At 47.5% G+C, this 26,313-nt stretch carries 19 protein-coding genes, 9 tRNA genes, 5 rRNA genes and 1 other annotated feature; all 33 genes read right to left on the bottom strand.

Features of this window, described 5'->3' with window-relative positions; all coding sequences use genetic code 11:
• Positions 1-64: 64 nt before the first annotated feature.
• Positions 65-598 carry a transcription termination/antitermination protein NusG gene (nusG, locus tag MHH91_RS00655; RefSeq protein ID WP_013350804.1) on the bottom strand — a complete coding sequence of 178 codons (534 nt, stop codon included), beginning with the start codon at positions 596-598 and terminating at the stop codon, positions 65-67.
• Between the two features lie 164 nt (positions 599-762).
• A complete protein-coding gene (secE, locus tag MHH91_RS00650; protein ID WP_003156422.1) occupies positions 763-942 on the bottom strand; it encodes a preprotein translocase subunit SecE in 180 nt (59 codons plus the stop codon).
• 32 nt (positions 943-974) lie between these two features.
• Positions 975-1,124, bottom strand: coding sequence for a 50S ribosomal protein L33 (gene rpmG, locus MHH91_RS00645; RefSeq protein WP_003156421.1), 150 nt, complete (start codon positions 1,122-1,124; stop codon positions 975-977).
• 89 nt (positions 1,125-1,213) lie between these two features.
• Entirely contained in the window at positions 1,214-1,870 is a 657-nt protein-coding gene (gene sigH, locus MHH91_RS00640) for an RNA polymerase sporulation sigma factor SigH (RefSeq protein WP_014469614.1), read from the bottom strand.
• A gap of 62 nt (positions 1,871-1,932) precedes the next feature.
• Positions 1,933-2,445, bottom strand: coding sequence for a ribosome-dependent mRNA decay endonuclease Rae1/YacP (gene rae1, locus MHH91_RS00635; protein WP_013350802.1), 513 nt, complete (start codon positions 2,443-2,445; stop codon positions 1,933-1,935).
• 6 nt (positions 2,446-2,451) lie between these two features.
• Positions 2,452-3,201 (bottom strand): 23S rRNA (guanosine(2251)-2'-O)-methyltransferase RlmB, encoded by a 750-nt coding sequence (gene rlmB, locus MHH91_RS00630; RefSeq protein WP_013350801.1) that lies wholly within the window; start codon positions 3,199-3,201, stop codon positions 2,452-2,454.
• Positions 3,185-3,616, bottom strand: coding sequence for a Mini-ribonuclease 3 (locus tag MHH91_RS00625; protein WP_013350800.1), 432 nt, complete (start codon positions 3,614-3,616; stop codon positions 3,185-3,187). The genes rlmB and MHH91_RS00625 overlap by 17 nt, the downstream gene beginning before the upstream one ends.
• Before the next feature lie 4 nt (positions 3,617-3,620).
• Entirely contained in the window at positions 3,621-5,021 is a 1,401-nt protein-coding gene (cysS, locus tag MHH91_RS00620) for a cysteine--tRNA ligase (protein ID WP_013350799.1), read from the bottom strand.
• A complete protein-coding gene (cysE, locus tag MHH91_RS00615) occupies positions 5,018-5,671 on the bottom strand; it encodes a serine O-acetyltransferase (protein WP_003156410.1) in 654 nt (217 codons plus the stop codon). Before cysE ends, cysS begins: the two co-directional genes overlap by 4 nt.
• A gap of 74 nt (positions 5,672-5,745) precedes the next feature.
• Positions 5,746-5,979: a binding site (T-box leader), on the bottom strand.
• A 2-nt stretch (positions 5,980-5,981) separates the two neighbouring features.
• Positions 5,982-7,433, bottom strand: coding sequence for a glutamate--tRNA ligase (gene gltX, locus MHH91_RS00610; RefSeq protein ID WP_014469613.1), 1,452 nt, complete (start codon positions 7,431-7,433; stop codon positions 5,982-5,984).
• A gap of 91 nt (positions 7,434-7,524) precedes the next feature.
• Complete coding sequence (gene ispF, locus MHH91_RS00605; protein ID WP_013350796.1) at positions 7,525-8,001, bottom strand: 2-C-methyl-D-erythritol 2,4-cyclodiphosphate synthase; 477 nt, start codon at positions 7,999-8,001, stop codon at positions 7,525-7,527.
• Positions 7,994-8,692 carry a 2-C-methyl-D-erythritol 4-phosphate cytidylyltransferase gene (gene ispD / locus MHH91_RS00600; RefSeq protein WP_038463178.1) on the bottom strand — a complete coding sequence of 233 codons (699 nt, stop codon included), beginning with the start codon at positions 8,690-8,692 and terminating at the stop codon, positions 7,994-7,996. The genes ispF and ispD overlap by 8 nt, the downstream gene beginning before the upstream one ends.
• A gap of 13 nt (positions 8,693-8,705) precedes the next feature.
• The gene (locus MHH91_RS00595; RefSeq protein WP_013350794.1) at positions 8,706-9,806 is read right to left on the bottom strand and encodes a PIN/TRAM domain-containing protein; all 1,101 of its coding nucleotides are present in this window, start codon (positions 9,804-9,806) and stop codon (positions 8,706-8,708) included.
• 113 nt (positions 9,807-9,919) lie between these two features.
• A complete protein-coding gene (gene disA, locus MHH91_RS00590; RefSeq protein ID WP_014469611.1) occupies positions 9,920-11,002 on the bottom strand; it encodes a DNA integrity scanning diadenylate cyclase DisA in 1,083 nt (360 codons plus the stop codon).
• A gap of 3 nt (positions 11,003-11,005) precedes the next feature.
• A complete protein-coding gene (gene radA, locus MHH91_RS00585; RefSeq protein WP_013350792.1) occupies positions 11,006-12,385 on the bottom strand; it encodes a DNA repair protein RadA in 1,380 nt (459 codons plus the stop codon).
• 93 nt (positions 12,386-12,478) lie between these two features.
• Positions 12,479-14,914 carry an ATP-dependent protease ATP-binding subunit ClpC gene (gene clpC / locus MHH91_RS00580; RefSeq protein ID WP_013350791.1) on the bottom strand — a complete coding sequence of 812 codons (2,436 nt, stop codon included), beginning with the start codon at positions 14,912-14,914 and terminating at the stop codon, positions 12,479-12,481.
• The gene (locus MHH91_RS00575) at positions 14,911-16,002 is read right to left on the bottom strand and encodes a protein arginine kinase (RefSeq protein ID WP_013350790.1); all 1,092 of its coding nucleotides are present in this window, start codon (positions 16,000-16,002) and stop codon (positions 14,911-14,913) included. The genes clpC and MHH91_RS00575 overlap by 4 nt, the downstream gene beginning before the upstream one ends.
• Complete coding sequence (locus MHH91_RS00570) at positions 16,002-16,559, bottom strand: UvrB/UvrC motif-containing protein (RefSeq protein ID WP_013350789.1); 558 nt, start codon at positions 16,557-16,559, stop codon at positions 16,002-16,004. The genes MHH91_RS00575 and MHH91_RS00570 overlap by 1 nt, the downstream gene beginning before the upstream one ends.
• 13 nt (positions 16,560-16,572) lie before the next feature.
• Positions 16,573-17,037 carry a transcriptional regulator CtsR gene (gene ctsR / locus MHH91_RS00565; RefSeq protein ID WP_003156396.1) on the bottom strand — a complete coding sequence of 155 codons (465 nt, stop codon included), beginning with the start codon at positions 17,035-17,037 and terminating at the stop codon, positions 16,573-16,575.
• A 227-nt stretch (positions 17,038-17,264) separates the two neighbouring features.
• A 5S ribosomal RNA gene (gene rrf, locus MHH91_RS00560) occupies positions 17,265-17,380 on the bottom strand.
• A gap of 51 nt (positions 17,381-17,431) precedes the next feature.
• Positions 17,432-20,361 (bottom strand): 23S ribosomal RNA (locus tag MHH91_RS00555).
• 174 nt (positions 20,362-20,535) lie between these two features.
• Positions 20,536-22,085: ribosomal RNA gene (locus MHH91_RS00550) — 16S ribosomal RNA — on the bottom strand.
• Between the two features lie 166 nt (positions 22,086-22,251).
• Positions 22,252-22,327: transfer RNA gene (locus MHH91_RS00545), tRNA-Ala, on the bottom strand.
• Between the two features lie 4 nt (positions 22,328-22,331).
• Positions 22,332-22,408: transfer RNA gene (locus tag MHH91_RS00540), tRNA-Pro, on the bottom strand.
• 16 nt (positions 22,409-22,424) lie between these two features.
• A tRNA-Arg gene (locus MHH91_RS00535) sits at positions 22,425-22,501 on the bottom strand.
• An 11-nt stretch (positions 22,502-22,512) separates the two neighbouring features.
• Positions 22,513-22,598 (bottom strand) — tRNA-Leu (locus tag MHH91_RS00530).
• A 14-nt stretch (positions 22,599-22,612) separates the two neighbouring features.
• Positions 22,613-22,687 (bottom strand) — tRNA-Gly (locus MHH91_RS00525).
• A gap of 24 nt (positions 22,688-22,711) precedes the next feature.
• Positions 22,712-22,793: transfer RNA gene (locus MHH91_RS00520), tRNA-Leu, on the bottom strand.
• A 7-nt stretch (positions 22,794-22,800) separates the two neighbouring features.
• Positions 22,801-22,876 (bottom strand) — tRNA-Lys (locus tag MHH91_RS00515).
• A 37-nt stretch (positions 22,877-22,913) separates the two neighbouring features.
• A tRNA-Thr gene (locus MHH91_RS00510) sits at positions 22,914-22,989 on the bottom strand.
• A 5-nt stretch (positions 22,990-22,994) separates the two neighbouring features.
• Positions 22,995-23,070, bottom strand: a tRNA-Val gene (locus MHH91_RS00505).
• A gap of 23 nt (positions 23,071-23,093) precedes the next feature.
• Positions 23,094-23,209: ribosomal RNA gene (rrf, locus tag MHH91_RS00500) — 5S ribosomal RNA — on the bottom strand.
• 51 nt (positions 23,210-23,260) lie between these two features.
• A 23S ribosomal RNA gene (locus MHH91_RS00495) occupies positions 23,261-26,190 on the bottom strand.
• The 16S, 23S and 5S rRNA genes sit together here with 9 tRNA genes alongside, the layout of an rRNA operon.
• Positions 26,191-26,313 lie beyond the last annotated feature (123 nt).

The raw sequence follows: 26,313 nt of genomic DNA, 5'->3' as shown, positions 1-26,313 counted from the left end.
ATTAGTCCAAGACGTACCTTTGCTATATTATCATTAATATATAGCAATTTCAAGTTTTTTCACATTACAATTTGTCGATCTGGGTAAATTCCAGTTCAACAGGCGTTTCACGGCCGAACATGTTAACGAATACTTTCACTTTGCTCTTATCATAATCAATCTCTTCAATTGATCCTGTAAAGTTGGCGAATGGTCCGTCTATGACTTTGACTGTCTCATTCAATTCAAAATCAATGTCTGTTTTCCGCTCGTCCATGCCCATCCGTTTTAAGATGGCTTCCGCTTCGCCGGGTAAAAGCGGAGTCGGTTTTGAGCCTGAACCGGCTGATCCGACGAATCCGGTAACGCCCGGCGTGTTGCGGACCACATACCATGAATCATCAGTCATGACGATTTCAACAAGCACATATCCCGGGAATACTTTCTTTTTGACTACTTTTTTCTTGCCGTTCTTAATATCAGTCTCTTCTTCTTCAGGAACGACCACGCGGAAAATTTTATCCTGCATTCCCATTGATTCCACACGTTTTTCAAGGTTTGCTTTTACTTTGTTTTCATAACCGGAATACGTATGAACAACATACCAATTCTTTTCCATTCTATCAGGACTCTGCAGTCCTTCCCTCCCCGCATTTAAAAATGAAGTGTAAAACAAAAAATAGGCGCAGAGCCTATGAATCCTTTTTTCAACACAATAAAAAACCCGCTGAACGGGTTTTGGCAAACGATATTATGATCTATTATAGCACGTATTGCTGATCATTATTCAACTATTAAACGAATTAATTGAGAAATTCCTGTATCAAGGAGGGCAAAAAAGATAACAAAAAAGATAACCGTTGAAATCACCGTGATCGTATAGCGCGTTAACTCTTTGCCTTTTGGCCAGCTAACCTTTTTCATTTCTTTCCCAACATCTTTAAAGAAACTCATCATGCGCATGTAAAAGACCTCCACAATTTAAAAAGCGAACACTATTTTGTTTCTAAATGAGCTGTATGTGAATTGCAAGTGCTGCAGTACTTCTTAACTTCTAACCGCTCAGCCGCTGATGCAGAGCTTTTCATTGTCGTATAATTACGATTTCCGCATGTTTTGCATGCCAGCGTAATCTTTTTTCTCATATCGTTACACCTTTTCCTAAATAGACATTCATTTATCTTAATAAAATAGCACAGTCAGAAAAATTCTGTCAATATGACACAGAAACCCGCTACATGCTGATTTCTCTTATTTCTAAATACTTCTCAAGCTTGCGCTTTACACGCTGCAAGGCATTATCGATTGATTTTACGTGTCGGTTTAAGTCATCTGAAATTTCTTGGTAACTTCTTCCGTCTAAGTACAAAACAAGCACCTTTCTCTCCAGATCGCTCAGCAGTTCTCCCATTTTCATTTCAATATCATCAAATTCTTCCTGATTAATAATCATTTCTTCAGGATTTAACGTTTTAGCGCCTGAGATGACATCAAGCAGTGTTCTGTCTGATTCTTCATCAAAAATAGGCTTGTCTAAAGAAACATAGGAATTTAAAGGAATGTGTTTCTGACGGGTAGCTGTCTTTATAGCGGTAATAATCTGGCGGGTAATGCATAATTCTGCAAAAGCTTTAAATGAAGTGAGCTTGTCCTCTCTAAAGTCTCGGATAGACTTATATAAGCCTATCATCCCTTCCTGTACAATATCTTCTCTGTCAGCCCCTATTAAAAAATAAGACCTGGCTTTCGCCCGTACAAAATTACGGTACTTCGTAATCAAGTAATCTAACGCATCACTATCCCCAACATGAACCTTTTCAATGACCTGCTCGTCCTCCAACTGGCAAAACTGCACTTTGTTGAATTTTCCCTTGTTGTTCTGTAGATTCACTGCGATCCCCCCGGCGCACGTAGATAGAAATATTATACATTAATGGGCGAAAAAGCGTCAACCTAATCCAGGCCGCCGCGACGCCACTTTTCAAACGTTTTCAAAACCTCTTCGGACAGCTCGATTTTACCCGGGGGTTTTTCGGAAGTGATCTTTGAAACCCGTCTTTGAATCCGGCGTTCTATCGCATCAACTTCCCTCAGCAGCTCCCGGGCGGATTTGCGGAGAGCCCCTTGTCCGAAAATCGCCCACTGCTCCGTATAATCAGAGGTCGCGACATGAATCTGTGTCGCGATATTATTCAGCGCCTGGGCAAGCTTCTCGATCCGCTCATCCGCCGTTTCATTCTCCCGTGTAAAAATCACTTCGACTCTGTGATTCGTGTGTTTTTTCTCTATGCCTTTTACCAGATGTGCGTCAAACACCACAATGACTTTGATTCCCGTGTATGACTGATATTCCGCCATCTTCTGAATCAGCACATCTCTCGCTTCTTCAAAACTGTTCGCTTTTAAATCCTTTAGCTGCGGCCAAGCTCCTATCATGTTGTATCCGTCTACTAATAGGATGTCCATCGGTCTTTATTCCCCTAAAGGATTGCGTTTCCGGTAGACTTCATACATCAGAAGGCCGGCCGCTACTGACGCATTCAGAGACGTGACTTTTCCGGCCATCGGAAGTTTAATGAGAAAATCACATTTCTCTTTCACAAGGCGGCCCATTCCTCTTCCTTCGCTTCCGATAACAAGCGCCAAAGGCATCTTGCCGTCCATAGAGCGGTAGTCTTCCCGGGCGGATGCATCCGTTCCGACAACCCAAATGCCCCGCTCCTTCATTTCATCAAGTGTCCGGGCAAGGTTGGTCACCTTCACGACGGGAATGTGTTCAATGGCACCGGTCGATGCTTTTGCGACCGTCGCAGTCAGACCGACCGCTCTGCGTTTCGGAATAACGATGCCGTGTGCGCCGACGGCATCAGCCGTTCTCATGATAGATCCGAGGTTATGAGGGTCTTCCAGCTCGTCCAATATGAGAAAGAAAGGCTGTTCGTTTCTCTCTTCCGCTCTTTTATATAATTCGTCTAATTGTGCATATTCATATGCCGCCACCTGGGCGACAACTCCCTGATGCTGCCCCTCCACCATCTGATCGAGTTTTTTCCTCGGTACAAATTGGATAGTGATGCCTTGTTTTTTCGCAAGCTCAATAACTTGCTGCGCCTGTCCTTTTACTGTGTTTTCCGCCATCCATAACTTGTACAGCTTGCGATCAGACTTTAACGTCTCAATCACTGCGTTTTTTCCTATGACGTAATCATGTTGCTGACTCATTTGTTTTCCTCCCTGACGTCCCGACTTGTAAAGCCTCAGTAATCAGCTGATCCAGTCTTTCTTCTCTTTTCTCAAGAAAAAGATATCCGAGCAAAGCCTCAAAAGCTGTACTATGGCGGTACGTCTGTACATCTGTGTTTTTAGGTGTCGTCCCTGATTTCGCGTTTCTTCCTCTTCTCAGCACGGCTTCCTCTTCTTCCGTGAAAAAGGATTCGTCCTGAAGGCGGAAAAGAATGTCTGCCTGTGATTTTGCCGATACAATCCGGCTTGCTTTCTTATGAAGGTCATTCGGTTTCGTATGGCCCTGCTTAAGCAGGTGATGCCGGACATATATTTCAAAAATGGCATCACCCATATAAGCGAGCGCAAGACCGTTTAACTGCTTTGAATCTTTGATTTGTTCAAATTGAAGCATCCGCTTACTCTCCCCGCTTCCAGCGAGTTCCCTGAGCCGTATCCTCAAGAATGATATTCATGCTTTTCAGCTGATCGCGAATCTGGTCGGATAAAGCAAAATCGCGATTACGGCGGGCTTCATTTCTCTTCTCAATCAATTCTTCAATTTCTTCATCGACAAGCTCTTCTTCACCGAGCGTAAGTCCGAGAACAGATCCGATTCTGTCAAACATGCTGATAAAGGCTTTAATGACGTGATCCGCCGTATTGTCCTCCTGCATGTAGTAATTGGCGAGCTTCGCTAAATCAAACCATACGGAAATCGCATTCGCCGTATTAAAGTCATCATCCATTGCTTCTTCAAATGCCGTGCGGTGCTCTTCGATTTTAGCGAGCCATTCATCATCATTGTCAGTCAGATTCGTGCTGCTAATCAAACGATGGTTTAAATTACTGTAGGCCGTCTTCAAGCGGTTAAACGCGTTTTTTGTTTTCTCAAGCAGCTCCTCCGAATAGTTGATCGGGTGGCGGTAATGAACGGACAGCATGAAAAATCTCAGCAGCTGCGGGTCATATTGCTTAATGATATCGTGCACCAAAACAAAGTTGCCGAGCGATTTTGACATTTTCTCATTATCTATATTGATATAACCGTTGTGAAGCCAGTATTTTGCGAATGTCTTGCCTGTCAATGCTTCGGATTGTGCGATTTCATTTTCATGGTGCGGGAATGTCAGGTCCTGACCGCCGGCATGAATATCGATCTCGTCACCCAAATACTTTTTCACCATTGCGGAGCATTCAATATGCCAGCCTGGGCGGCCTTTTCCCCAAGGGCTATCCCATGAGATTTCTCCGTCTTTGGCGGCTTTCCAAAGAGCAAAGTCCAGCGCATCCTCTTTCTTCTCACCGACACGGATACGCGCTCCAGATCTGAGTTCATCAATTGATTGCTGAGATAGCTTGCCGTAGCCTTCGAAGGCTCTTGTTTTGAAATAGACGTCGCCTTCTGATTCATAAGCGTAGCCTTTTTTAATCAGCTCGCTGACAAATTCAATAATGGCGTCCATGTTCTCCATAACCCGAGGGTGAAGATCTGCTTTCCGGCATCCGAGGGCGCCCACGTCTTCAAAATACGCTTTAATGAACCGCTCAGAAACGGTCGGAACGTCCTCGCCGAGCTCGTTGGCGGCTTTAATCAGTTTGTCGTCAACATCGGTGAAATTCGATACATATTGAACGTCGTACCCTTTATATTCCAAATAGTTGCGTACGGTGTCATACACAATCGCCGGACGGGCGTTTCCGATATGAATATAGTTGTATACAGTCGGTCCGCACACGTACATTTTTACTTTTCCTTCCTCAAGAGGAACGAATGTTTCCTTTTTCCGTGTCAATGTATTATAAAGTGTAATGGTCATTTTTGGTTGATCCTTTCTTTTTTATCTTCCAGTTCAGCCTGCAGCTCAAAAATCTGCTGCTCCAATGCTCTAAACCGGTCAGCAACCGGATCGGGCAAGTCTTGGTGATTGAGATCGCGTTTGATTTTTCTTCCGTTCTGAATGACGACTTTTCCCGGTATGCCGACAACGGTTGAAAAGTCGGGAACATCACGCAGCACAACGGAGCCGGCCCCTACTTTAGAACCTTGCCCGACTGTTATAGAGCCGAGCACCTTCGCCCCTGTTGCAATTAAAGCATCATCTTTAATGGTCGGATGCCGCTTTCCCTTTTCTTTTCCCGTTCCCCCGAGAGTGACACCTTGGAAAACCGTCACGTTATTGCCGATTTCACACGTTTCCCCTATGACGACCCCCATACCGTGGTCAATGAAAAATCTTCTCCCGATGGTCGCGCCGGGATGGATTTCAATACCGGTAAAGAAACGGGCAATCTGCGATATCAGCCGCGCAAGGAAGAAAAACCTCCGTTTATATAAAGCATGTGCAATCCGATGCGCCCATATAGCATGTAAACCAGAATAAGTTAAAACAACTTCGAAATAGCTTCTTGCTGCCGGATCTTGATCGAACACTGTATCTATGTCTTCTTTTAGCATTTTAAAAAACACATGCTTCCCCCCATTCTCTCCCCGCTCCAGTCTATTTTTCCGCCTATAAAAAAAGCGCCTCTGCATGTAAACATGACAGAGACGCTTTTACCGCGCGGTTCCACTCTGTTTGAAAAACAAAATGCTGTTTTCCCAACTTAAAAGCCGGTAACGGCGGCGGCCGCCTTTAAATACTGATTTCCGCAGAAATGTTCTTCAAAGGTCTTAAGGGCGCACTTCTAAAACATGACGCATGAATCTCTCTCAGCCGATGAAGATTCTTTCTGTAATGGTCATTGTTTTATACTCTTCCCTGTCAACAATCGTATATTTAGATGCTTTTCAGGCGTTTTACGGCTGTTTCTCTTCCGATCAGCTCAATAGCCTGCGGAAGCTCCGGACCGTGTGTCTGGCCGGTAACCGCTACACGAATCGGCATGAACAGCTTTTTGCCTTTATGGCCTGTTTCTTTCTGAACAGCTTTAATTGAGGCTTTGATCTGCTCAGGCGTAAATTCTTCAAGCTCTTCAAGCTTCGCAGCAAATGCGCTGAGCACTTCAGGCACCTGTTCTTCTTCCAGAACGGCTTTTGCCTCTTGATTATACTCGATTTCATCCTTAAAGAACAAATCAGTCAGCTCGACAATTTCAGCGCCGTAGCTCAATTGCTCATGATAAAGAGAGATCAACTTATGCACCCATTCCTGCTCTTCGGCAGAAAGCTCAGTGCCGACTTTTCCTGCTTTTTGCAGGTGAGGAAGAGTCAGCTCAACAACTTGATCAAGATCCAGCGCTTTGACGTATTGGTTGTTGACCCATTTCAGTTTATGCATATCAAACAGAGCCGGTGACTTAGATAAACGATTCACATCAAAAATTTCAATAAATTGCTCTCTTGTGAAGAGCTCTTCTTCACCGACAGGAGACCAGCCGAGAAGTCCGATAAAGTTAAACAGCGCTTCAGGCAGGTAACCCAGCTCTTCATACTGCTCAATAAACTGGATAATTGATTCATCACGCTTACTTAATTTTTTGCGGCTTTCGTTTACGATAAGCGTCATATGACCGAATACAGGAATATCCCAGCCGAACGCCTGAAAAATCATGATCTGTTTCGGTGTATTTGAAATATGGTCTTCACCGCGGAGCACGTGCGTCATTTTCATTAAGTAATCGTCAATTGCGACGGCAAAGTTATACGTCGGTGTTCCGTCTTTTTTGACGATGACAAAGTCGCCGATACCGTCTGATTCAAAAGAAATCTCGCCCTTTACGATATCGTTAAAAGCGATGATTTTCCCTTCCGGCACGCGGAAACGGATGCTCGGCTGTCTGCCTTCGGCTAAAAACTGCTCCTGCTCTTCCTGAGTCAGGTTTCTGTGTTTGCCGGAATAGCGCGGCATTTCCCCGCGGGCGATCTGCTCTTCACGTTCTTTTTCAAGTTCTTCTTCCGTACAGAAACATTTATAAGCAAGCCCTTTTTCAAGAAGCTCTTCATAGTATACTTTGTAAATGTCGTTACGCTCAGACTGGCGGTACGGGCCGTACTCTCCGCCGACATCCACACTTTCATCCCAGTCCATGCCGAGCCATTTCAAATAGTTAAGCTGGCTTTGCTCTCCGCCTTCAATATTTCGCTTTTTGTCCGTGTCCTCAATCCGGATAATAAACTTTCCGCCTTGGCTGCGGGCAAATAAATAGTTAAAAAGCGCCGTTCTGGCGTTACCGATATGCAAATGTCCGGTCGGACTCGGTGCATAGCGAACGCGTACTTCATTTCCCATGTTCAAATACTTCCTTTCATCTCGTCTGTAGCCTCTAGCCGAATATATGTATCTATTCTACCACCAAATAGACCGGGCATCAAAACAATGATCAGGCTTTTTGGATCAGAACGGTCGCCTGAGCGGCAATTCCTTCGGCTCTTCCGGTAAACCCGAGCTTTTCTGTCGTTGTCGCTTTTACATTTACTTGAGAGACGTCTGCCTCAAGACCTTCCGCTATTCGTTTTCTCATAGCATCAATATGCGGAGCCATTTTCGGCTTTTGCGCAATAATCGTGCAGTCTATATTTCCGAGTACATATCCTTTTTCTTTGACAATATTCCAGACATGCTGAAGCAGCTTAAAAGAATCCGCATCCTTGAATTCCGGATCAGTATCCGGGAAATGCCTGCCGATATCTCCTTCACCTACCGCTCCAAGGCACGCGTCTGCGACTGTATGAAGCAATACATCCGCATCAGAATGCCCGAGCAGCCCTTTTTCATAAGGTATTTCAATTCCGCCGATGATGAGAGGACGGCCTTCCGTTAATTGATGCACATCAAATCCTTGTCCGATTCTAAACATTATGATTCCCACTTTCCGCTTTCATGATTGCTTCCGCTGTTATCAGATCATCCGGTGTTGTCAGCTTAATATTGGTATAGCTGCCTTCAACGATACTCACCTGATATCCGTCAAGCCGCTCGACGAGACTGGCGTCATCCGTGCCTAAGAAGCCTTTATTTTCCGCCTCCATATGCGCCTTCTTCAATAAAGAAAGACGAAAAGCCTGCGGCGTTTGAACGGCCCACAAGCTTGAACGGTCAAAGGTCTCCGCAACCCGGGAGCCTTCCGCCCGTTTTATCGTATCTTTCACAGGAACAGCCAGGACAGCCGCTCCCGCCTCCTCTGCTGTTTCAACGAGCTTATCGATATGCTGATGCGTGACAAACGGGCGCGCCCCGTCATGAACAAGGACGACGGACTCCTTATCAATCACTTTCAATCCTTCGTATACACTGTGCTGACGCTCCGCCCCGCCGGTGACAAGCTCAACTTCCGTTTGGATCGGAAATTGGGCGAGCAGCTGACGAAAATCTTCCCGTTCACTTTCATTGATCACGAGGATTATTTTTTTACACGGGCCGTGGCTTTCAAAAACCCGCAGTGTGTGTATAATAACAGGCGCACCCTTTAAGCTGATGAACAGCTTATTTTTCCCGGCCTTCATCCGTTTCCCTTGTCCGGCAGCCGGAATGACTACGACATACTCCATCATTAACTCCCTCTTAAAGAGCCTTCTCAAGCAGCTTAGGCTTGGCAAAAATCATTCGCCCCGCTGCTGTCTGCAGTACGCTGGTTACAAGCACATCAATATGTTTCCCTATATAATTGCGGCCTTCTTCCACAACGATCATTGTTCCGTCATCCAAGTAAGCCACACCTTGATTATGCTCTTTCCCGTCCTTAATCACCTGCACATTCATCTCTTCACCCGGAAGCACAACCGGCTTCACGGCGTTCGCAAGGTCATTAATATTCAGTACCGCAACCTTCTGAAGCTCACATACTTTATTTAAATTAAAATCATTCGTCACAACGACGCCGGATGTCAGCTTCGCAAGTTTGACAAGCTTGCTGTCAACCTCCTGAATGTCTTCAAAGTCGCCTTCATAAATTTCAACGGTAATATCAAGTTCCTTTTGAATGCGATTCAAGATATCCAGTCCGCGGCGTCCTCTGTTACGTTTTAAAACATCTGAAGAATCGGCGATATGCTGTAATTCCTCCAGCACAAATTGAGGAATTACAATGACTCCTTCTAAAAAGCCCGTCTGACAAATATCTGCAATTCTCCCATCAATAATAACACTTGTATCCAAGATTTTCAGCCTTTTCTCCTGTTCCTCCTGCTCCTCATCGCCGCTTCCCTTTTTCTTCTGCATTCTTGCAGAAATGGAGAACAGGCTGATCAGTTCATCCTTTTTCTTAAATCCGACCTGAAAGCCGAGATAACCGAGAAAGAAAGCCAGAAAGACCGGGATGATGGTGCTGAATATACGGTACGGAATATTGTCCAGCGGAATCACGTTTACAATGAGATATGCGATGATAAGTCCAAAAACCAATCCGAGACTTCCGAATAACAGATCCGGCACCGGGGCTCTCAGCAAAGAATCTTCAATCCATTTTACCCAATTAATCACATATTCTGTCGTCCATATACTGATGAGAAAAAAGATAATAGCACCAATTGCAGCAGACGTATATGCGTTTGTTATTAAAGGTATGTCCTGTATATTTGACAGTACAAACAATTCAGGTATTAAAAAGATACCGACAACGCAACCCACAATAATGAAGAACGCCTGAACTATTCGTTTTAACATACCCCCACCTCCTTTTAAGTAGCATTTTTCAGCAGACTGTCAAAGCCTACAAATATCAGAATAAACAAAAACTAACAATAATATACCCGGATTCCCACAGGTTTAAGCGATACTTAAAGCTGTCTATCTATATAGTGTTTTTCTTGGAGGCGTTTTAAGCCTTTTTTGATTTTTTGGGCGCGCACCTCGCCGATACCTTCAACATCATCCAGTTCTTCGGCTGTCGCTTCCGTTATGCTTGGCAAAAATCCGAATGCCTCAACCACATTTTCAACAATCGGCATCGGCAGACGCGGAATTTTGTTCAGCAGCCTGTATCCTCTCGGCAGAACATAATCATCGAGATTGGTAGAAGCGGGATATCCAAGCAGCTTAAACAAAATGGAATCATCAAGCAGATCATAGCTGGACATATCCTGAAGCTCTTTTAACAGCACGAACGGATCTTTGATTTTTTCTTTTACATAGTCTTTGATGAAAAGAGCCGCTTCTTCTTCCATATCCGTAATCAGTTCAATCACCTGCAGACGGATTAAGTGGCCTTCCGTTCCGAGTTCTTTAATATACATGTTGATTTCATTTTTTATACGGAGCACCATTTCATACCGGTGCATGACGGACAGCACGTCACTGAATGTCACAAGCTCCTCAAATTCTAAGGCGTTTAAAGCTGTAATCGTTTTGTCTAGAATGGTTTTATACTTCTCAAGCGTTTGAATGGCCTGGTTAGCCTTTGTTAAAATAAAGCCTATGTCCTTTAGTGTGTACTTCATGCTGTCCTGGTATAACGTAATGACATTTCTGCGTTCAGAAATGGCTATGACGAGACAGCCGGTCTGCTTTGCCACCCGTTCCGCTGTACGGTGCCTCATTCCCGTTTCTGAAGAAGAAATGGTCGCCTCCGGCATAAGCTGCGTATTCGCATAAAGAATTTTCTGGCCGGAATCACTTAAAATAATGGCTCCGTCCATTTTGGCCAGCTCGTATAAGTGAGCGGGCGCAAATGATGTATTAATATGAAAACCGCCATCCACGACTTGTTTTACCTTATCGTTGTATCCGACAACAATCAGGCCGCCTGTATTTGCCCGAAGTACATTTTCTATCCCGGCTCTGAGCGGGGTTCCCGGTGCAACGAACTGCAGGATTGCAGACAGGTCAAGCTCTTGTTTCGCCCCTTTTTTCTCTTTTTCCATCTATTATGATCCTCCTAATGAAGTACGAAGCGCTTCTGCAACATTTGCTACTCCGACAACCTCAATCCCTTTTGGTATTGTCCATCCGTCTGAATTTGCCTCAGGTATGACCATACGCTTGAAGCCGAGCTTCGCCGCTTCTTTTACGCGCTGTTCGATTCTTGACACCCTGCGGACTTCTCCTGTCAGACCCACTTCACCGATAAAGCAATCTGCAGGATTTGGCGGTGTATCTCTGAAGCTTGAAGCAATGCTGACGGCTACTGCCAAATCAATCGCTGGTTCATCCAGTTTGACCCCGCCGGCGACTTTTAAATACGCATCTTGATTTTGAAGCAACAGCCCCACCCGCTTCTCAAGCACAGCCATGATTAACGACACCCTGTTGTGGTCAATTCCTGTAGCCATGCGGCGCGGATTTCCGAAGCTGGTCGGTGATATGAGCGCCTGGATTTCAACTAAGATCGGTCTCGTGCCTTCCATTGACGCAACGATACTCGAACCCGAAGCCCCGGCAGAACGCTCTTCTAAGAAAATTTCAGAAGGGTTCAGCACTTCTGTAAGCCCTTCTTCCCGCATTTCAAAGATGCCCATTTCATTTGTTGAGCCGAAACGGTTTTTTACAGCCCGCAAAATACGGAATGTATGGTGCCGCTCTCCTTCAAAGTATAGAACGGTATCGACCATATGCTCAAGCAATCTCGGTCCTGCGATCGATCCTTCTTTTGTAACGTGTCCGACGATAAAAATAGGTATGCCGTTTGTTTTCGCGATTTTCATCAATTCGGCCGTACACTCTCTTACTTGTGATACACTGCCGGGAGCTGAGGTGATATCACTTTGGTAAACGGTCTGAATGGAGTCTACCACAACAAATGCGGGTTTCATCTCTTGTATAGCAGACGAAATATACTCCATATCGGTTTCAGATAAAACATGTAACAATTGGCTGTTGATTCCAAGTCTGTCGGCGCGCAGCTTCGTTTGCTTCACAGATTCTTCCCCAGAAATGTAAAGCACGCTGCCGGCCGTGTCTGCTAATTGTGCGGATACTTGAAGAAGGAGCGTTGATTTACCGATGCCGGGATCGCCGCCGATTAATACTAACGAGCCCTTCACAACTCCGCCGCCAAGCACTCTGTTGAATTCTTCGAGCTTGGTTTGAACGCGGGGTTCTTCTGATGTTTCAATTGATGTAATGGGTGATGGTTTCTGGACGGTTTGAACGGAATGGGAGAAAGCCGCCCGCCGATTCGCCGGCGCTTTTTTTATGGTTTCTTCCACCATTGTATTCCAAGCCCCGCAGCCCGGGCACTTTCCCATCCATTTTGCGGATTCATAACCGCATGAGTGGCAGATGAATTTTGTTTTTGATTTAGCCATATACGCTGTAAGACCTCTTCCTTATCGAATATTTCTCTATATAACAAAGTGAGGCATACACTTGCTTACGTATGCCTCATGTTTGTCACTATATTAGTTCGTTTTAGCAGTCGTTTTTACGACAAATTCGCCGTCCTCTACATCAAGAACGATGTGCTGCCCTTTATCAATATTGCCTCTGAGGAGCTCTTCTGATAAACGGTCCTCCACATGCTTTTGGATCGCTCTTCTTAACGGACGTGCGCCGTATTCCAAATCGACGCCCTCGTCTGCTACTTTTGCTTTTGCAGCTTCTGTCAGCTCTATAGAGAGATCTTGTTCTTTCAGACGTTTTGTTAACTGGTCAGACATAAGCGACACGATGTCTGTAAGATGTTTTTTCTCAAGGGAGTGGAAGACGATAATTTCGTCAATCCGGTTGATAAACTCAGGCCTGAAGGCACGCTTCAGCTCTCCCATCACTTTGTCTTTCATGTCTTTATGGTTTTGTGATTCATCCTGAACATTGAAGCCGACATATTTGTTGCGTTTCAGCTCGCTCGCTCCGACGTTTGACGTCATAATCAGGATCGTGTTGCGGAAATCAACAGTGCGTCCTTTTGAATCAGTCAAGCGTCCGTCTTCAAGCACTTGCAAGAGAATGTTAAACACATCAGGATGCGCTTTTTCAATTTCATCAAGCAGTACGACAGAGTAAGGTTTTCTTCTCACTTTTTCTGTCAGCTGGCCGCCTTCATCATAGCCGACATATCCCGGAGGAGAACCGACAAGGCGTGAAGTCGAATGTTTCTCCATGTATTCGGACATATCCACTCTGATCATCGCTTCCTCATCACCGAAAATGGATTCCGCCAGTGCTCTTGCCAGCTCTGTCTTCCCTACGCCTGTAGGACCTAAGAAGATGAATGAACCAATCGGACGTTTCGGATCCTTCAGACCGGCTCTTGCACGTCTCACAGCCTTTGCAACGGCTACAACGGCTTCATCCTGGCCAATGACACGAGAGTGCAGAATGCTTTCCATATTGAGAAGCTTATCTGTTTCCGTTTGCGCAATTTTAGATACAGGCACCCCGGTCCAGCTGGATACAACCATCGCGATATCCTCTACAGAAACTTCGGAGTTCTCTTGGCCTTGTTTTTCTTTCCACGTTTTTTTCGTATCTTCCACCTGTTCTCTCAGGCGCTGCTCCGTATCACGAAGAGAAGCCGCTTTTTCAAATTCCTGGCTTTGAACGGCAGCGTCTTTTTCCTTGCGAACTTCATCAAGCTTCTGCTCAAGCTCTTTTAAGTTCGGAGGCGTTGTGAAAGAACGGAGACGCACTTTTGAACCGGCTTCGTCAATTAAATCGATCGCTTTATCCGGAAGGAAGCGGTCAGATATATAACGGTCGGACAATTTAACTGCCGCTTCGATCGCTTCATCAGTAATGGATACGCGGTGATGCGCTTCATAGCGGTCACGGAGTCCTTTTAAAATTTGAATGCTTTCATCGACTGACGGCTCATCCACCTGAATCGGCTGGAAACGGCGCTCCAGGGCTGCGTCTTTTTCGATATATTTGCGGTATTCATCAAGCGTTGTCGCACCGATGCACTGAAGCTCTCCGCGCGCCAATGAAGGTTTTAAAATATTCGACGCGTCAATCGCACCTTCTGCTCCTCCCGCTCCGATCAGTGTGTGCAGTTCATCAATGAATAAAATGATATTGCCGGCCTGACGTATTTCATCCATTACCTTTTTCAAGCGGTCTTCAAATTCTCCGCGGTATTTCGTGCCGGCTACAACCGTCCCCATATCTAACGTCATTACGCGTTTATCACGTAAAATTTCCGGCACTTCATTGTTGATGATCTGCTGTGCGAGGCCTTCGGCAATCGCAGTTTTACCTACACCCGGTTCTCCAATAAGAACGGGGTTATTCTTTGTTCTGCGGCTTAATACCTCAATAACACGCTGAATTTCTTTGCTTCGGCCGATAACCGGATCAAGGCTGTCTTCCCTCGCAATCGCGGTTAAATCACGCGCCAGACTGTCAAGCGTCGGAGTGTTTGCGCTGCTATTTGTTCCGGCTCCAGATGTCCCTGTTTCATTGCTTCCGAGAAGCTGAAGAACCTGCTGTCTCGCCTTATTGAGACTGACACCCAGATTATTCAGAACTCTCGCGGCGACTCCCTCACCTTCACGAATCAGCCCGAGAAGTATGTGTTCTGTTCCTACATAAGAATGTCCCAGCTTTCTGGCTTCATCCATTGAGAGTTCTATTACCTTTTTTGCTCGAGGCGTGTAATGAGGGACAGATGTGGTGCTTTCCTGTCCTCGGCCAATCAAACTTTCCACTTCTTTTTGCATTTTATCTGAATTGAGGCCCAGCGCTTCTAAGGCTTTAAATGCTATCCCTTCACCTTCACGGACTAACCCCAATAATATATGTTCAGTTCCGATATTTGTATGGCCTAAGCGCAGTGCTTCTTCCTGTGCCAGTGCCAATACCTTTTGAGCTCGCTCTGTAAATCTTCCAAACATCATATCGAATCATCCTCCTGTCTATTTGCACTCATTTCTAAATGCAGCCTTTCCCTGATAAGAGCCGCTCTTCTCACGTCTCTTTCGTTCGGCCGTAATGCACCGCCCGAATATTGCTGGAGAAAACCCGGCTGTGTCAAAATCATCAGTTCATTAAGTATATTGCTTGATAGCCCTTTAATGATCCCCAGGTCTATCCCCAGCCGAACGTCAGAAAGGCATTTCGCCGTTTCCTTCGATTCAATCATACGGCAGTTGGATAAAACTCCGTAAGATCTGAATACCCGGTCCTCTAATTCAATTTTCGAGGTTTGATAAAGCGCTTCTCGGGCTGAGCGTTCCTGCTCAATCAGCTGGGCAGCCACACTGTTCAAATCATCGACGATGTCCTGTTCTGACTTTCCAAGTGTGATTTGATTTGAAATTTGAAAGATATTTCCTAATGCTTCGCTGCCTTCACCGTAAATTCCTCTAACAACCAGACCTAATTGGTTAATTGCCGGTATAATTCGATTCATTTGCCTAGTTAATACGAGACCCGGCAAATGCATCATGACCGAAGCCCTTAGCCCCGTCCCTACATTTGTAGGACAGCTTGTTAAGTACCCTCTCTTCTCACCAAAGGCGTAATCCACTTTCTCCTCAATCCAGTCATCAACCTGGTTTGCAGCTTTTATCGCATTGAGAAGCTGGAAGCCGGGGAAGAGGCATTGAATTCTGATATGATCTTCTTCATTTAACATAATGCTGACTTCCTCATTTTCAGAAAGCAGACAGCCGCCAAACGGCGATTCCGTTAAATTCGGGCTGATCAGATGTTTCTCCATCAGCACCCGTTTTTCCAGAGGCTGAGCTTCACTCATTCTGATTAAATGAAATTGACCGATATCAGGAAGTTTTTTCCCTGAAAAATGATCTTCGAATTGCTGAATAATGGATGAGGCTTCTTCATTCGTATACCGGGCAGGAAACTTTATATTTTCAAAGTTACGGGCCAACCGTATACGGCTGCTGAGTACAATGTCACTTTCAGGTCCCTCTTGCTTCATCCAATTGCTTAATGCGTCCTGAATAAAATGCTTGAGCGACATTACCCTTGTTCCTCCTCACTGTCTGTGCTTTTTAATTCCTGCTCCAACGATCGGATCTGATCCCTGACCTGCGCTGCTTTTTCAAACTCTTCCTGGTGTATTAAAGATTCTAGCTCCTTTTTTAACATTTCCATTTGCCGCCTTACATGCAGGTTTCCGCCTATACGTTTTGGAATTTTCCCGGCGTGCACCGTATTCCCGCTGTGGACTTTCCGCAAGATCGGCGTAATTTGGCTATAGAACGTATCGTAACACTCCGCACAGCCGAACCGCCCAGTTTTCCTCAGTTGCTGAAACGTCATGCCGCATTTCTTACAAGCTGTGCCTTGCTCTGGGTAGCCGAACATTTGAGAACCCGTGTTTTGAAATGAAGACTCCATATTCAGCAGCCCTGATAATAAATTATGAATCGAGAACCCTTGGTTTCCACTTATACCGTATGAGTCACTGTTTTCTTTTGCGCATTGTTCACATATATGAACTTCTTGCTTTTCTCCATTAACAACTTTCGTAAAGTGAAAAGTGGCCGGTCTCTCATTGCACTCTTGACAAATCAATCTTTTCACCCGCTTACTTTAGTTTTAAAGATGTGAGCATTGCTTTCATCATTCTGGCTCTTAGCTCATCCCGTTCGGGCAAATCAATATATAGAACTGAGCGATCCATTACACTCACCATCATTTTAGCTTCTCTTTCCGAAATAACCCCGTCCTCTAACAGTCTGAGAATAATATCATCAGAGGCTGCCTGAGACAAGTGGGTATGAATTTGCGAAATAATATTATTGATAAGGACGACTTCGTTATTCATTTTAATTTTGATAATACGAATATAACCGCCGCCTCCCCGTTTACTTTCAACAATATATCCTCTTTCGCTTGTGAATCTGGTGTTGATGACATAATTTATTTGAGAAGGAACACACTGAAATTTATCAGCAATTTCACTGCGCTTGATCTCTAAAATTTCTTTGCCATTTTGATCTAATACTTGTTTTAAGTACTGTTCAATGATGTCAGAAATATTATGTCCCACTCAACCCCCTCCTTTATTGACTTTGACTATATTTGACTTTAATCTTACTATAAGGTGTTTCGCAAAATTTTTCAACTGTAGCGCTCTATCTCTATTATTTCCACTTTACACAAGCATAAAACCTGCTTTTGCAAAAAGGCATATCGTTACTTTTCTCGTATTATATAACGTATGCAGAAAAACACAAAAAAGGCAGCTCATGATGAGCTGCCTTTACCGTTAAGATAGCTTGGCGGCGTCCTACTCTCACAGGGGGAAACCCCCGACTACCATCGGCGCTGAAGAGCTTAACTTCCGTGTTCGGCATGGGAACGGGTGTGACCTCTTCGCTATCGCCACCAAACCATTGAGAGTGTTCTCTCAAAACTAGATAACAGTGAGCATACATTCAAAATTGGTTAAGTCCTCGATCGATTAGTATCTGTCAGCTCCATGTGTCGCCACACTTCCACCTCAGACCTATCAACCTGATCATCTTTCAGGGATCTTACTTCCTTGCGGAATGGGAAATCTCATCTTGAGGGGGGCTTCATGCTTAGATGCTTTCAGCACTTATCCCGTCCGCACATAGCTACCCAGCGATGCCCTTGGCAGAACAACTGGTACACCAGCGGTGCGTCCATCCCGGTCCTCTCGTACTAAGGACAGCTCCTCTCAAATTTCCTGCGCCCGCGACGGATAGGGACCGAACTGTCTCACGACGTTCTGAACCCAGCTCGCGTACCGCTTTAATGGGCGAACAGCCCAACCCTTGGGACCGACTACAGCCCCAGGATGCGATGAGCCGACATCGAGGTGCCAAACCTCCCCGTCGATGTGGACTCTTGGGGGAGATAAGCCTGTTATCCCCGGGGTAGCTTTTATCCGTTGAGCGATGGCCCTTCCATGCGGAACCACCGGATCACTAAGCCCGACTTTCGTCCCTGCTCGACTTGTAGGTCTCGCAGTCAAGCTCCCTTGTGCCTTTACACTCTGCGAATGATTTCCAACCATTCTGAGGGAACCTTTGGGCGCCTCCGTTACCTTTTAGGAGGCGACCGCCCCAGTCAAACTGCCCACCTGACACTGTCTCCCCGCCCGATAAGGGCGGCGGGTTAGAAGGTCAATACAGCCAGGGTAGTATCCCACCGATGCCTCCACCGAAGCTGGCGCTCCGGTTTCCAAGGCTCCTACCTATCCTGTACAAGCTGTACCAACATTCAATATCAGGCTGCAGTAAAGCTCCACGGGGTCTTTCCGTCCTGTCGCGGGTAACCTGCATCTTCACAGGTACTATAATTTCACCGAGTCTCTCGTTGAGACAGTGCCCAGATCGTTGCGCCTTTCGTGCGGGTCGGAACTTACCCGACAAGGAATTTCGCTACCTTAGGACCGTTATAGTTACGGCCGCCGTTTACTGGGGCTTCAATTCGCACCTTCGCTTACGCTAAGCGCTCCTCTTAACCTTCCAGCACCGGGCAGGCGTCAGCCCCTATACTTCGCCTTACGGCTTCGCAGAGACCTGTGTTTTTGCTAAACAGTCGCCTGGGCCTATTCACTGCGGCTCTCTCGGGCTTGCACCCTAACAGAGCACCCCTTCTCCCGAAGTTACGGGGTCATTTTGCCGAGTTCCTTAACGAGAGTTCTCTCGATCACCTTAGGATTCTCTCCTCGCCTACCTGTGTCGGTTTGCGGTACGGGCACCTCTCACCTCGCTAGAGGCTTTTCTTGGCAGTGTGGAATCAGGAACTTCGCTACTATAATTCGCTCGCCATCACAGCTCAGCCTTCACGGGAAACGGATTTGCCTATTTCCCAGCCTAACTGCTTGGACGCGGATATCCAATACCGCGCTTACCCTATCCTCCTGCGTCCCCCCATTGCTCAAATGGTGAGGAGGTGGTACAGGAATATCAACCTGTTATCCATCGCCTACGCCTTTCGGCCTCGGCTTAGGTCCCGACTAACCCTGAGCGGACGAGCCTTCCTCAGGAAACCTTAGGCATTCGGTGGAGGGGATTCTCACCCCTCTTTCGCTACTCATACCGGCATTCTCACTTCTAAGCGCTCCACAAGTCCTTCCGGTCTTGCTTCACAGCCCTTAGAACGCTCTCCTACCACTGTTCGAAGAACAGTCCGCAGCTTCGGTGATACGTTTAGCCCCGGTACATTTTCGGCGCAGAGTCACTCGACCAGTGAGCTATTACGCACTCTTTAAATGGTGGCTGCTTCTAAGCCAACATCCTGGTTGTCTAAGCAACTCCACATCCTTTTCCACTTAACGTATACTTTGGGACCTTAGCTGGCGGTCTGGGCTGTTTCCCTTTCGACTACGGATCTTATCACTCGCAGTCTGACTCCCAAGGATAAGTCATCGGCATTCGGAGTTTGACTGAATTCGGTAACCCGGTAGGGGCCCCTAGTCCAATCAGTGCTCTACCTCCGAGACTCTTACCTTGAGGCTAGCCCTAAAGCTATTTCGGAGAGAACCAGCTATCTCCAGGTTCGATTGGCATTTCACCCCTACCCACACCTCATCCCCGCACTTTTCAACGTGCGTGGGTTCGGGCCTCCATTCAGTGTTACCTGAACTTCACCCTGGACATGGGTAGATCACCTGGTTTCGGGTCTACGACCACGTACTCAATTCGCCCTATTCAGACTCGCTTTCGCTGCGGCTCCGCATCTTCTGCTTAACCTTGCACGGGATCGTAACTCGCCGGTTCATTCTACAAAAGGCACGCCATCACCCGTTAACGGGCTCTGACTACTTGTAGGCACACGGTTTCAGGATCTCTTTCACTCCCCTTCCGGGGTGCTTTTCACCTTTCCCTCACGGTACTGGTTCACTATCGGTCACTAGGGAGTATTTAGCCTTGGGAGATGGTCCTCCCGGATTCCGACGGAATTTCACGTGTTCCGCCGTACTCAGGATCCACTCAGGAGAGAACGAAGTTTTGACTACAGGGCTGTTACCTCCTATGGCGGGCCTTTCCAGACCTCTTCATCTACCTCGTTCCTTTGTAACTCCGTACAGAGTGTCCTACAACCCCAAGAGGCAAGCCTCTTGGTTTGGGCTGGTCCCGTTTCGCTCGCCGCTACTCAGGGAATCGCATTTGCTTTCTCTTCCTCCGGGTACTTAGATGTTTCAGTTCCCCGGGTCTGCCTTCTCATATCCTATGTATTCAGATATGGATACCACTCCATTACGAGTGGTGGGTTTCCCCATTCGGAAATCTCCGGATCAAAGCTTGCTTACAGCTCCCCGAAGCATATCGGTGTTCGTCCCGTCCTTCATCGGCTCCTAGTGCCAAGGCATCCACCGTGCGCCCTTTCTAACTTAACCGTTAAAAAGAATCACTACGTGATATCTTGCATTACAATTGAATGTGAATTACTTCTGTTATCTAGTTTTCAAAGAACAACATCTCGAAGAATCGAATGATCCTTCAAAACTAAACAAGACAGGGAACGTTCTGTTTATAAGACCCAAGGTCTTATATTCCGTTAAAATCCTTAGAAAGGAGGTGATCCAGCCGCACCTTCCGATACGGCTACCTTGTTACGACTTCACCCCAATCATCTGTCCCACCTTCGGCGGCTGGCTCCAAAAAGGTTACCTCACCGACTTCGGGTGTTACAAACTCTCGTGGTGTGACGGGCGGTGTGTACAAGGCCCGGGAACGTATTCACCGCGGCATGCTGATCCGCGATTACTAGCGATTCCAGCTTCACGCAGTCGAGTTGCAGACTGCGATCCGAACTGAGAACAGATTTGTGGGATTGGCTTAACCTCGCGGTTTCGCTGCCCTTTGTTCTGCCCATTGTAGCACGTGTGTAGCCCAGGTCATAAGGGGCATGATGATTTGACGTCATCCCCACCTTCCTCCGGTTTGTCACCGGCAGTCACCTTAGAGTGCCCAACTGAATGCTGGCAACTAAGATCAAGGGTTGCGCTCGTTGCGGGACTTAACCCAACATCTCACGACACGAGCTGACGACAACCATGCACCACCTGTCACTCTGCCCCCGAAGGGGACGTCCTATCTCTAGGATTGTCAGAGGATGTCAAGACCTGGTAAGGTTCTTCGCGTTGCTTCGAATTAAACCACATGCTCCACCGCTTGTGCGGGCCCCCGTCAATTCCTTTGAGTTTCAGTCTTGCGACCGTACTCCCCAGGCGGAGTGCTTAATGCGTTAGCTGCAGCACTAAGGGGCGGAAACCCCCTAACACTTAGCACTCATCGTTTACGGCGTGGACTACCAGGGTATCTAATCCTGTTCGCTCCCCACGCTTTCGCTCCTCAGCGTCAGTTACAGACCAGAGAGTCGCCTTCGCCACTGGTGTTCCTCCACATCTCTACGCATTTCACCGCTACACGTGGAATTCCACTCTCCTCTTCTGCACTCAAGTTCCCCAGTTTCCAATGACCCTCCCCGGTTGAGCCGGGGGCTTTCACATCAGACTTAAGAAACCGCCTGCGAGCCCTTTACGCCCAATAATTCCGGACAACGCTTGCCACCTACGTATTACCGCGGCTGCTGGCACGTAGTTAGCCGTGGCTTTCTGGTTAGGTACCGTCAAGGTGCCGCCCTATTTGAACGGCACTTGTTCTTCCCTAACAACAGAGCTTTACGATCCGAAAACCTTCATCACTCACGCGGCGTTGCTCCGTCAGACTTTCGTCCATTGCGGAAGATTCCCTACTGCTGCCTCCCGTAGGAGTCTGGGCCGTGTCTCAGTCCCAGTGTGGCCGATCACCCTCTCAGGTCGGCTACGCATCGTCGCCTTGGTGAGCCGTTACCTCACCAACTAGCTAATGCGCCGCGGGTCCATCTGTAAGTGGTAGCCGAAGCCACCTTTTATGTTTGAACCATGCGGTTCAAACAAGCATCCGGTATTAGCCCCGGTTTCCCGGAGTTATCCCAGTCTTACAGGCAGGTTACCCACGTGTTACTCACCCGTCCGCCGCTAACATCAGGGAGCAAGCTCCCATCTGTCCGCTCGACTTGCATGTATTAGGCACGCCGCCAGCGTTCGTCCTGAGCCAGGATCAAACTCTCCGATAAAGTAGTTTGACTGACTACGCACATCGCTGTGCGATTTATTTAAAACTTTGAATTAACAGGTACGTTTTGTCTTGTTTAGTTTTCAAAGATCATTTTGTTCACTTTTCCAAGCAACTTTTTAAGTATATAATAAGTTTCTTTTAAAGTCAACATATTTTTTTATAAATGGTGGAGCCTAGCGGGATCGAACCGCTGACCTCCTGCGTGCAAAGCAGGCGCTCTCCCAGCTGAGCTAAGGCCCCAAAGTGGTCGGGAAGACAGGATTCGAACCTGCGACCCCATGGTCCCAAACCATGTGCTCTACCAAGCTGAGCTACTTCCCGATTATATATTTTATTATGGCGCGCCCGAGAGGAGTCGAACCCCTAACCTTTTGATCCGTAGTCAAACGCTCTATCCAATTGAGCTACGGGCGCATAATAATGAATGCCGAGGGCCGGACTTGAACCGGCACGGTAGTCACCTACCGCAGGATTTTAAGTCCTGTGTGTCTGCCAATTCCACCACCCCGGCGTGGATGGTATAGTTGGAGCGGAAGACGGGATTCGAACCCGCGACCCCCACCTTGGCAAGGTGGTGTTCTACCACTGAACTACTTCCGCATACAGGACAACTATCCTGTATAATGCGGGTGAAGGGACTTGAACCCCCACGTCATAAGACACTAGATCCTAAGTCTAGCGCGTCTGCCAATTCCGCCACACCCGCGTAAACATGGTGAGCCATGAAGGACTCGAACCTTCGACCCTCTGATTAAAAGTCAGATGCTCTACCAACTGAGCTAATGGCTCTTTTTAAAAAGACTTATATTATTATCTTGTCCAAAAATGGTGCCGGCCAGAGGACTTGAACCCCCAACCTACTGATTACAAGTCAGTTGCTCTACCAATTGAGCTAGGCCGGCAAATATGGTGGAGGATGACGGGCTCGAACCGCCGACCCTCTGCTTGTAAGGCAGATGCTCTCCCAGCTGAGCTAATCCTCCGTATATTACACTTACGTGTAATAGCTTGGCGGCGTCCTACTCTCACAGGGGGAAACCCCCGACTACCATCGGCGCTGAAGAGCTTAACTTCCGTGTTCGGCATGGGAACGGGTGTGACCTCTTCGCTATCGCCACCAAACCATTGAGAGTGTTCTCTCAAAACTAGATAACAGGAAGCATACATTCAAAATTGGTTAAGTCCTCGATCGATTAGTATCTGTCAGCTCCATGTGTCGCCACACTTCCACCTCAGACCTATCAACCTGATCATCTTTCAGGGATCTTACTTCCTTGCGGAATGGGAAATCTCATCTTGAGGGGGGCTTCATGCTTAGATGCTTTCAGCACTTATCCCGTCCGCACATAGCTACCCAGCGATGCCCTTGGCAGAACAACTGGTACACCAGCGGTGCGTCCATCCCGGTCCTCTCGTACTAAGGACAGCTCCTCTCAAATTTCCTGCGCCCGCGACGGATAGGGACCGAACTGTCTCACGACGTTCTGAACCCAGCTCGCGTACCGCTTTAATGGGCGAACAGCCCAACCCTTGGGACCGACTACAGCCCCAGGATGCGATGAGCCGACATCGAGGTGCCAAACCTCCCCGTCGATGTGGACTCTTGGGGGAGATAAGCCTGTTATCCCCGGGGTAGCTTTTATCCGTTGAGCGATGGCCCTTCCATGCGGAACCACCGGATCACTAAGCCCGACTTTCGTCCCTGCTCGACTTGTAGGTCTCGCAGTCAAGCTCCCTTGTGCCTTTACACTCTGCGAATGATTTCCAACCATTCTGAGGGAACCTTTGGGCGCCTCCGTTACCTTTTAGGAGGCGACCGCCCCAGTCAAACTGCCCACCTGACACTGTCTCCCCGCCCGATAAGGGCGGCGGGTTAGAAGGTCAATACAGCCAGGGTAGTATCCCACCGATGCCTCCACCGAAGCTGGCGCTCCGGTTTCCAAGGCTCCTACCTATCCTGTACAAGCTGTACCAACATTCAATATCAGGCTGCAGTAAAGCTCCACGGGGTCTTTCCGTCCTGTCGCGGGTAACCTGCATCTTCACAGGTACTATAATTTCACCGAGTCTCTCGTTGAGACAGTGCCCAGATCGTTGCGCCTTTCGTGCGGGTCGGAACTTACCCGACAAGGAATTTCGCTACCTTAGGACCGTTATAGTTACGGCCGCCGTTTACTGGGGCTTCAATTCGCACCTTCGCTTACGCTAAGCGCTCCTCTTAACCTTCCAGCACCGGGCAGGCGTCAGCCCCTATACTTCGCCTTACGGCTTCGCAGAGACCTGTGTTTTTGCTAAACAGTCGCCTGGGCCTATTCACTGCGGCTCTCTCGGGCTTGCACCCTAACAGAGCACCCCTTCTCCCGAAGTTACGGGGTCATTTTGCCGAGTTCCTTAACGAGAGTTCTCTCGATCACCTTAGGATTCTCTCCTCGCCTACCTGTGTCGGTTTGCGGTACGGGCACCTCTCACCTCGCTAGAGGCTTTTCTTGGCAGTGTGGAATCAGGAACTTCGCTACTATAATTCGCTCGCCATCACAGCTCAGCCTTCACGGGAAACGGATTTGCCTATTTCCCAGCCTAACTGCTTGGACGCGGATATCCAATACCGCGCTTACCCTATCCTCCTGCGTCCCCCCATTGCTCAAATGGTGAGGAGGTGGTACAGGAATATCAACCTGTTATCCATCGCCTACGCCTTTCGGCCTCGGCTTAGGTCCCGACTAACCCTGAGCGGACGAGCCTTCCTCAGGAAACCTTAGGCATTCGGTGGAGGGGATTCTCACCCCTCTTTCGCTACTCATACCGGCATTCTCACTTCTAAGCGCTCCACAAGTCCTTCCGGTCTTGCTTCACAGCCCTTAGAACGCTCTCCTACCACTGTTCGAAGAACAGTCCGCAGCTTCGGTGATACGTTTAGCCCCGGTACATTTTCGGCGCAGAGTCACTCGACCAGTGAGCTATTACGCACTCTTTAAATGGTGGCTGCTTCTAAGCCAACATCCTGGTTGTCTAAGCAACTCCACATCCTTTTCCACTTAACGTATACTTTGGGACCTTAGCTGGCGGTCTGGGCTGTTTCCCTTTCGACTACGGATCTTATCACTCGCAGTCTGACTCCCAAGGATAAGTCATCGGCATTCGGAGTTTGACTGAATTCGGTAACCCGGTAGGGGCCCCTAGTCCAATCAGTGCTCTACCTCCGAGACTCTTACCTTGAGGCTAGCCCTAAAGCTATTTCGGAGAGAACCAGCTATCTCCAGGTTCGATTGGCATTTCACCCCTACCCACACCTCATCCCCGCACTTTTCAACGTGCGTGGGTTCGGGCCTCCATTCAGTGTTACCTGAACTTCACCCTGGACATGGGTAGATCACCTGGTTTCGGGTCTACGACCACGTACTCAATTCGCCCTATTCAGACTCGCTTTCGCTGCGGCTCCGCATCTTCTGCTTAACCTTGCACGGGATCGTAACTCGCCGGTTCATTCTACAAAAGGCACGCCATCACCCGTTAACGGGCTCTGACTACTTGTAGGCACACGGTTTCAGGATCTCTTTCACTCCCCTTCCGGGGTGCTTTTCACCTTTCCCTCACGGTACTGGTTCACTATCGGTCACTAGGGAGTATTTAGCCTTGGGAGATGGTCCTCCCGGATTCCGACGGAATTTCACGTGTTCCGCCGTACTCAGGATCCACTCAGGAGAGAACGAAGTTTTGACTACAGGGCTGTTACCTCCTATGGCGGGCCTTTCCAGACCTCTTCATCTACCTCGTTCCTTTGTAACTCCGTACAGAGTGTCCTACAACCCCAAGAGGCAAGCCTCTTGGTTTGGGCTGGTCCCGTTTCGCTCGCCGCTACTCAGGGAATCGCATTTGCTTTCTCTTCCTCCGGGTACTTAGATGTTTCAGTTCCCCGGGTCTGCCTTCTCATATCCTATGTATTCAGATATGGATACCACTCCATTACGAGTGGTGGGTTTCCCCATTCGGAAATCTCCGGATCAAAGCTTGCTTACAGCTCCCCGAAGCATATCGGTGTTCGTCCCGTCCTTCATCGGCTCCTAGTGCCAAGGCATCCACCGTGCGCCCTTTCTAACTTAACCGTTAAAAAGAATCACTACGTGATATCTTGCATTACAATTGAATGTGAATTACTTCTGTTATCTAGTTTTCAAAGAACAACATCTCGAAGAATCGAATGATCCTTCAAAACTAAACAAGACAGG

Origin of the sequence: Bacillus sp. FSL K6-2819, from assembly GCF_038008305.1 — a bacterium.
Classification (GTDB): domain Bacteria; phylum Bacillota; class Bacilli; order Bacillales; family Bacillaceae; genus Bacillus; species Bacillus amyloliquefaciens.
Note: the sequence above shows the minus strand (reverse complement) of the source record. Positions and strands in the feature narration are given on the sequence as shown.

Bases quoted from the DNA above. Each gene is read 5' to 3' on its own strand.
- disA (WP_014469611.1), bottom strand. From the start codon at position 11,002: ATGGAAAAAGAGAAAAAAGGGGCGAAACAAGAGCTTGACCTGTCTGCA.
- MHH91_RS00625 (WP_013350800.1), bottom strand. From the start codon at position 3,616: ATGCTTCAATTTGAACAAATCAAAGATTCAAAGCAGTTAAACGGTCTT.
- secE (WP_003156422.1), bottom strand. From the start codon at position 942: ATGCGCATGATGAGTTTCTTTAAAGATGTTGGGAAAGAAATGAAAAAG.
- radA (WP_013350792.1), bottom strand. From the start codon at position 12,385: ATGGCTAAATCAAAAACAAAATTCATCTGCCACTCATGCGGTTATGAA.
- cysS (WP_013350799.1), bottom strand. From the start codon at position 5,021: ATGACCATTACACTTTATAATACATTGACACGGAAAAAGGAAACATTC.
- gltX (WP_014469613.1), bottom strand. From the start codon at position 7,433: ATGGGAAATGAAGTACGCGTTCGCTATGCACCGAGTCCGACCGGACAT.
- rae1 (WP_013350802.1), bottom strand. From the start codon at position 2,445: ATGGACATCCTATTAGTAGACGGATACAACATGATAGGAGCTTGGCCG.
- rpmG (WP_003156421.1), bottom strand. From the start codon at position 1,124: ATGAGAAAAAAGATTACGCTGGCATGCAAAACATGCGGAAATCGTAAT.
- MHH91_RS00575 (WP_013350790.1), bottom strand. From the start codon at position 16,002: ATGTCGCTCAAGCATTTTATTCAGGACGCATTAAGCAATTGGATGAAG.
- ispD (WP_038463178.1), bottom strand. From the start codon at position 8,692: ATGGAGTATGTCGTAGTCATTCCGGCTGCCGGACAAGGGAAACGGATG.
- clpC (WP_013350791.1), bottom strand. From the start codon at position 14,914: ATGATGTTTGGAAGATTTACAGAGCGAGCTCAAAAGGTATTGGCACTG.
- MHH91_RS00595 (WP_013350794.1), bottom strand. From the start codon at position 9,806: ATGTTAAAACGAATAGTTCAGGCGTTCTTCATTATTGTGGGTTGCGTT.
- rlmB (WP_013350801.1), bottom strand. From the start codon at position 3,201: ATGAGTCAGCAACATGATTACGTCATAGGAAAAAACGCAGTGATTGAG.
- nusG (WP_013350804.1), bottom strand. From the start codon at position 598: ATGGAAAAGAATTGGTATGTTGTTCATACGTATTCCGGTTATGAAAAC.
- ispF (WP_013350796.1), bottom strand. From the start codon at position 8,001: ATGTTTAGAATCGGACAAGGATTTGATGTGCATCAATTAACGGAAGGC.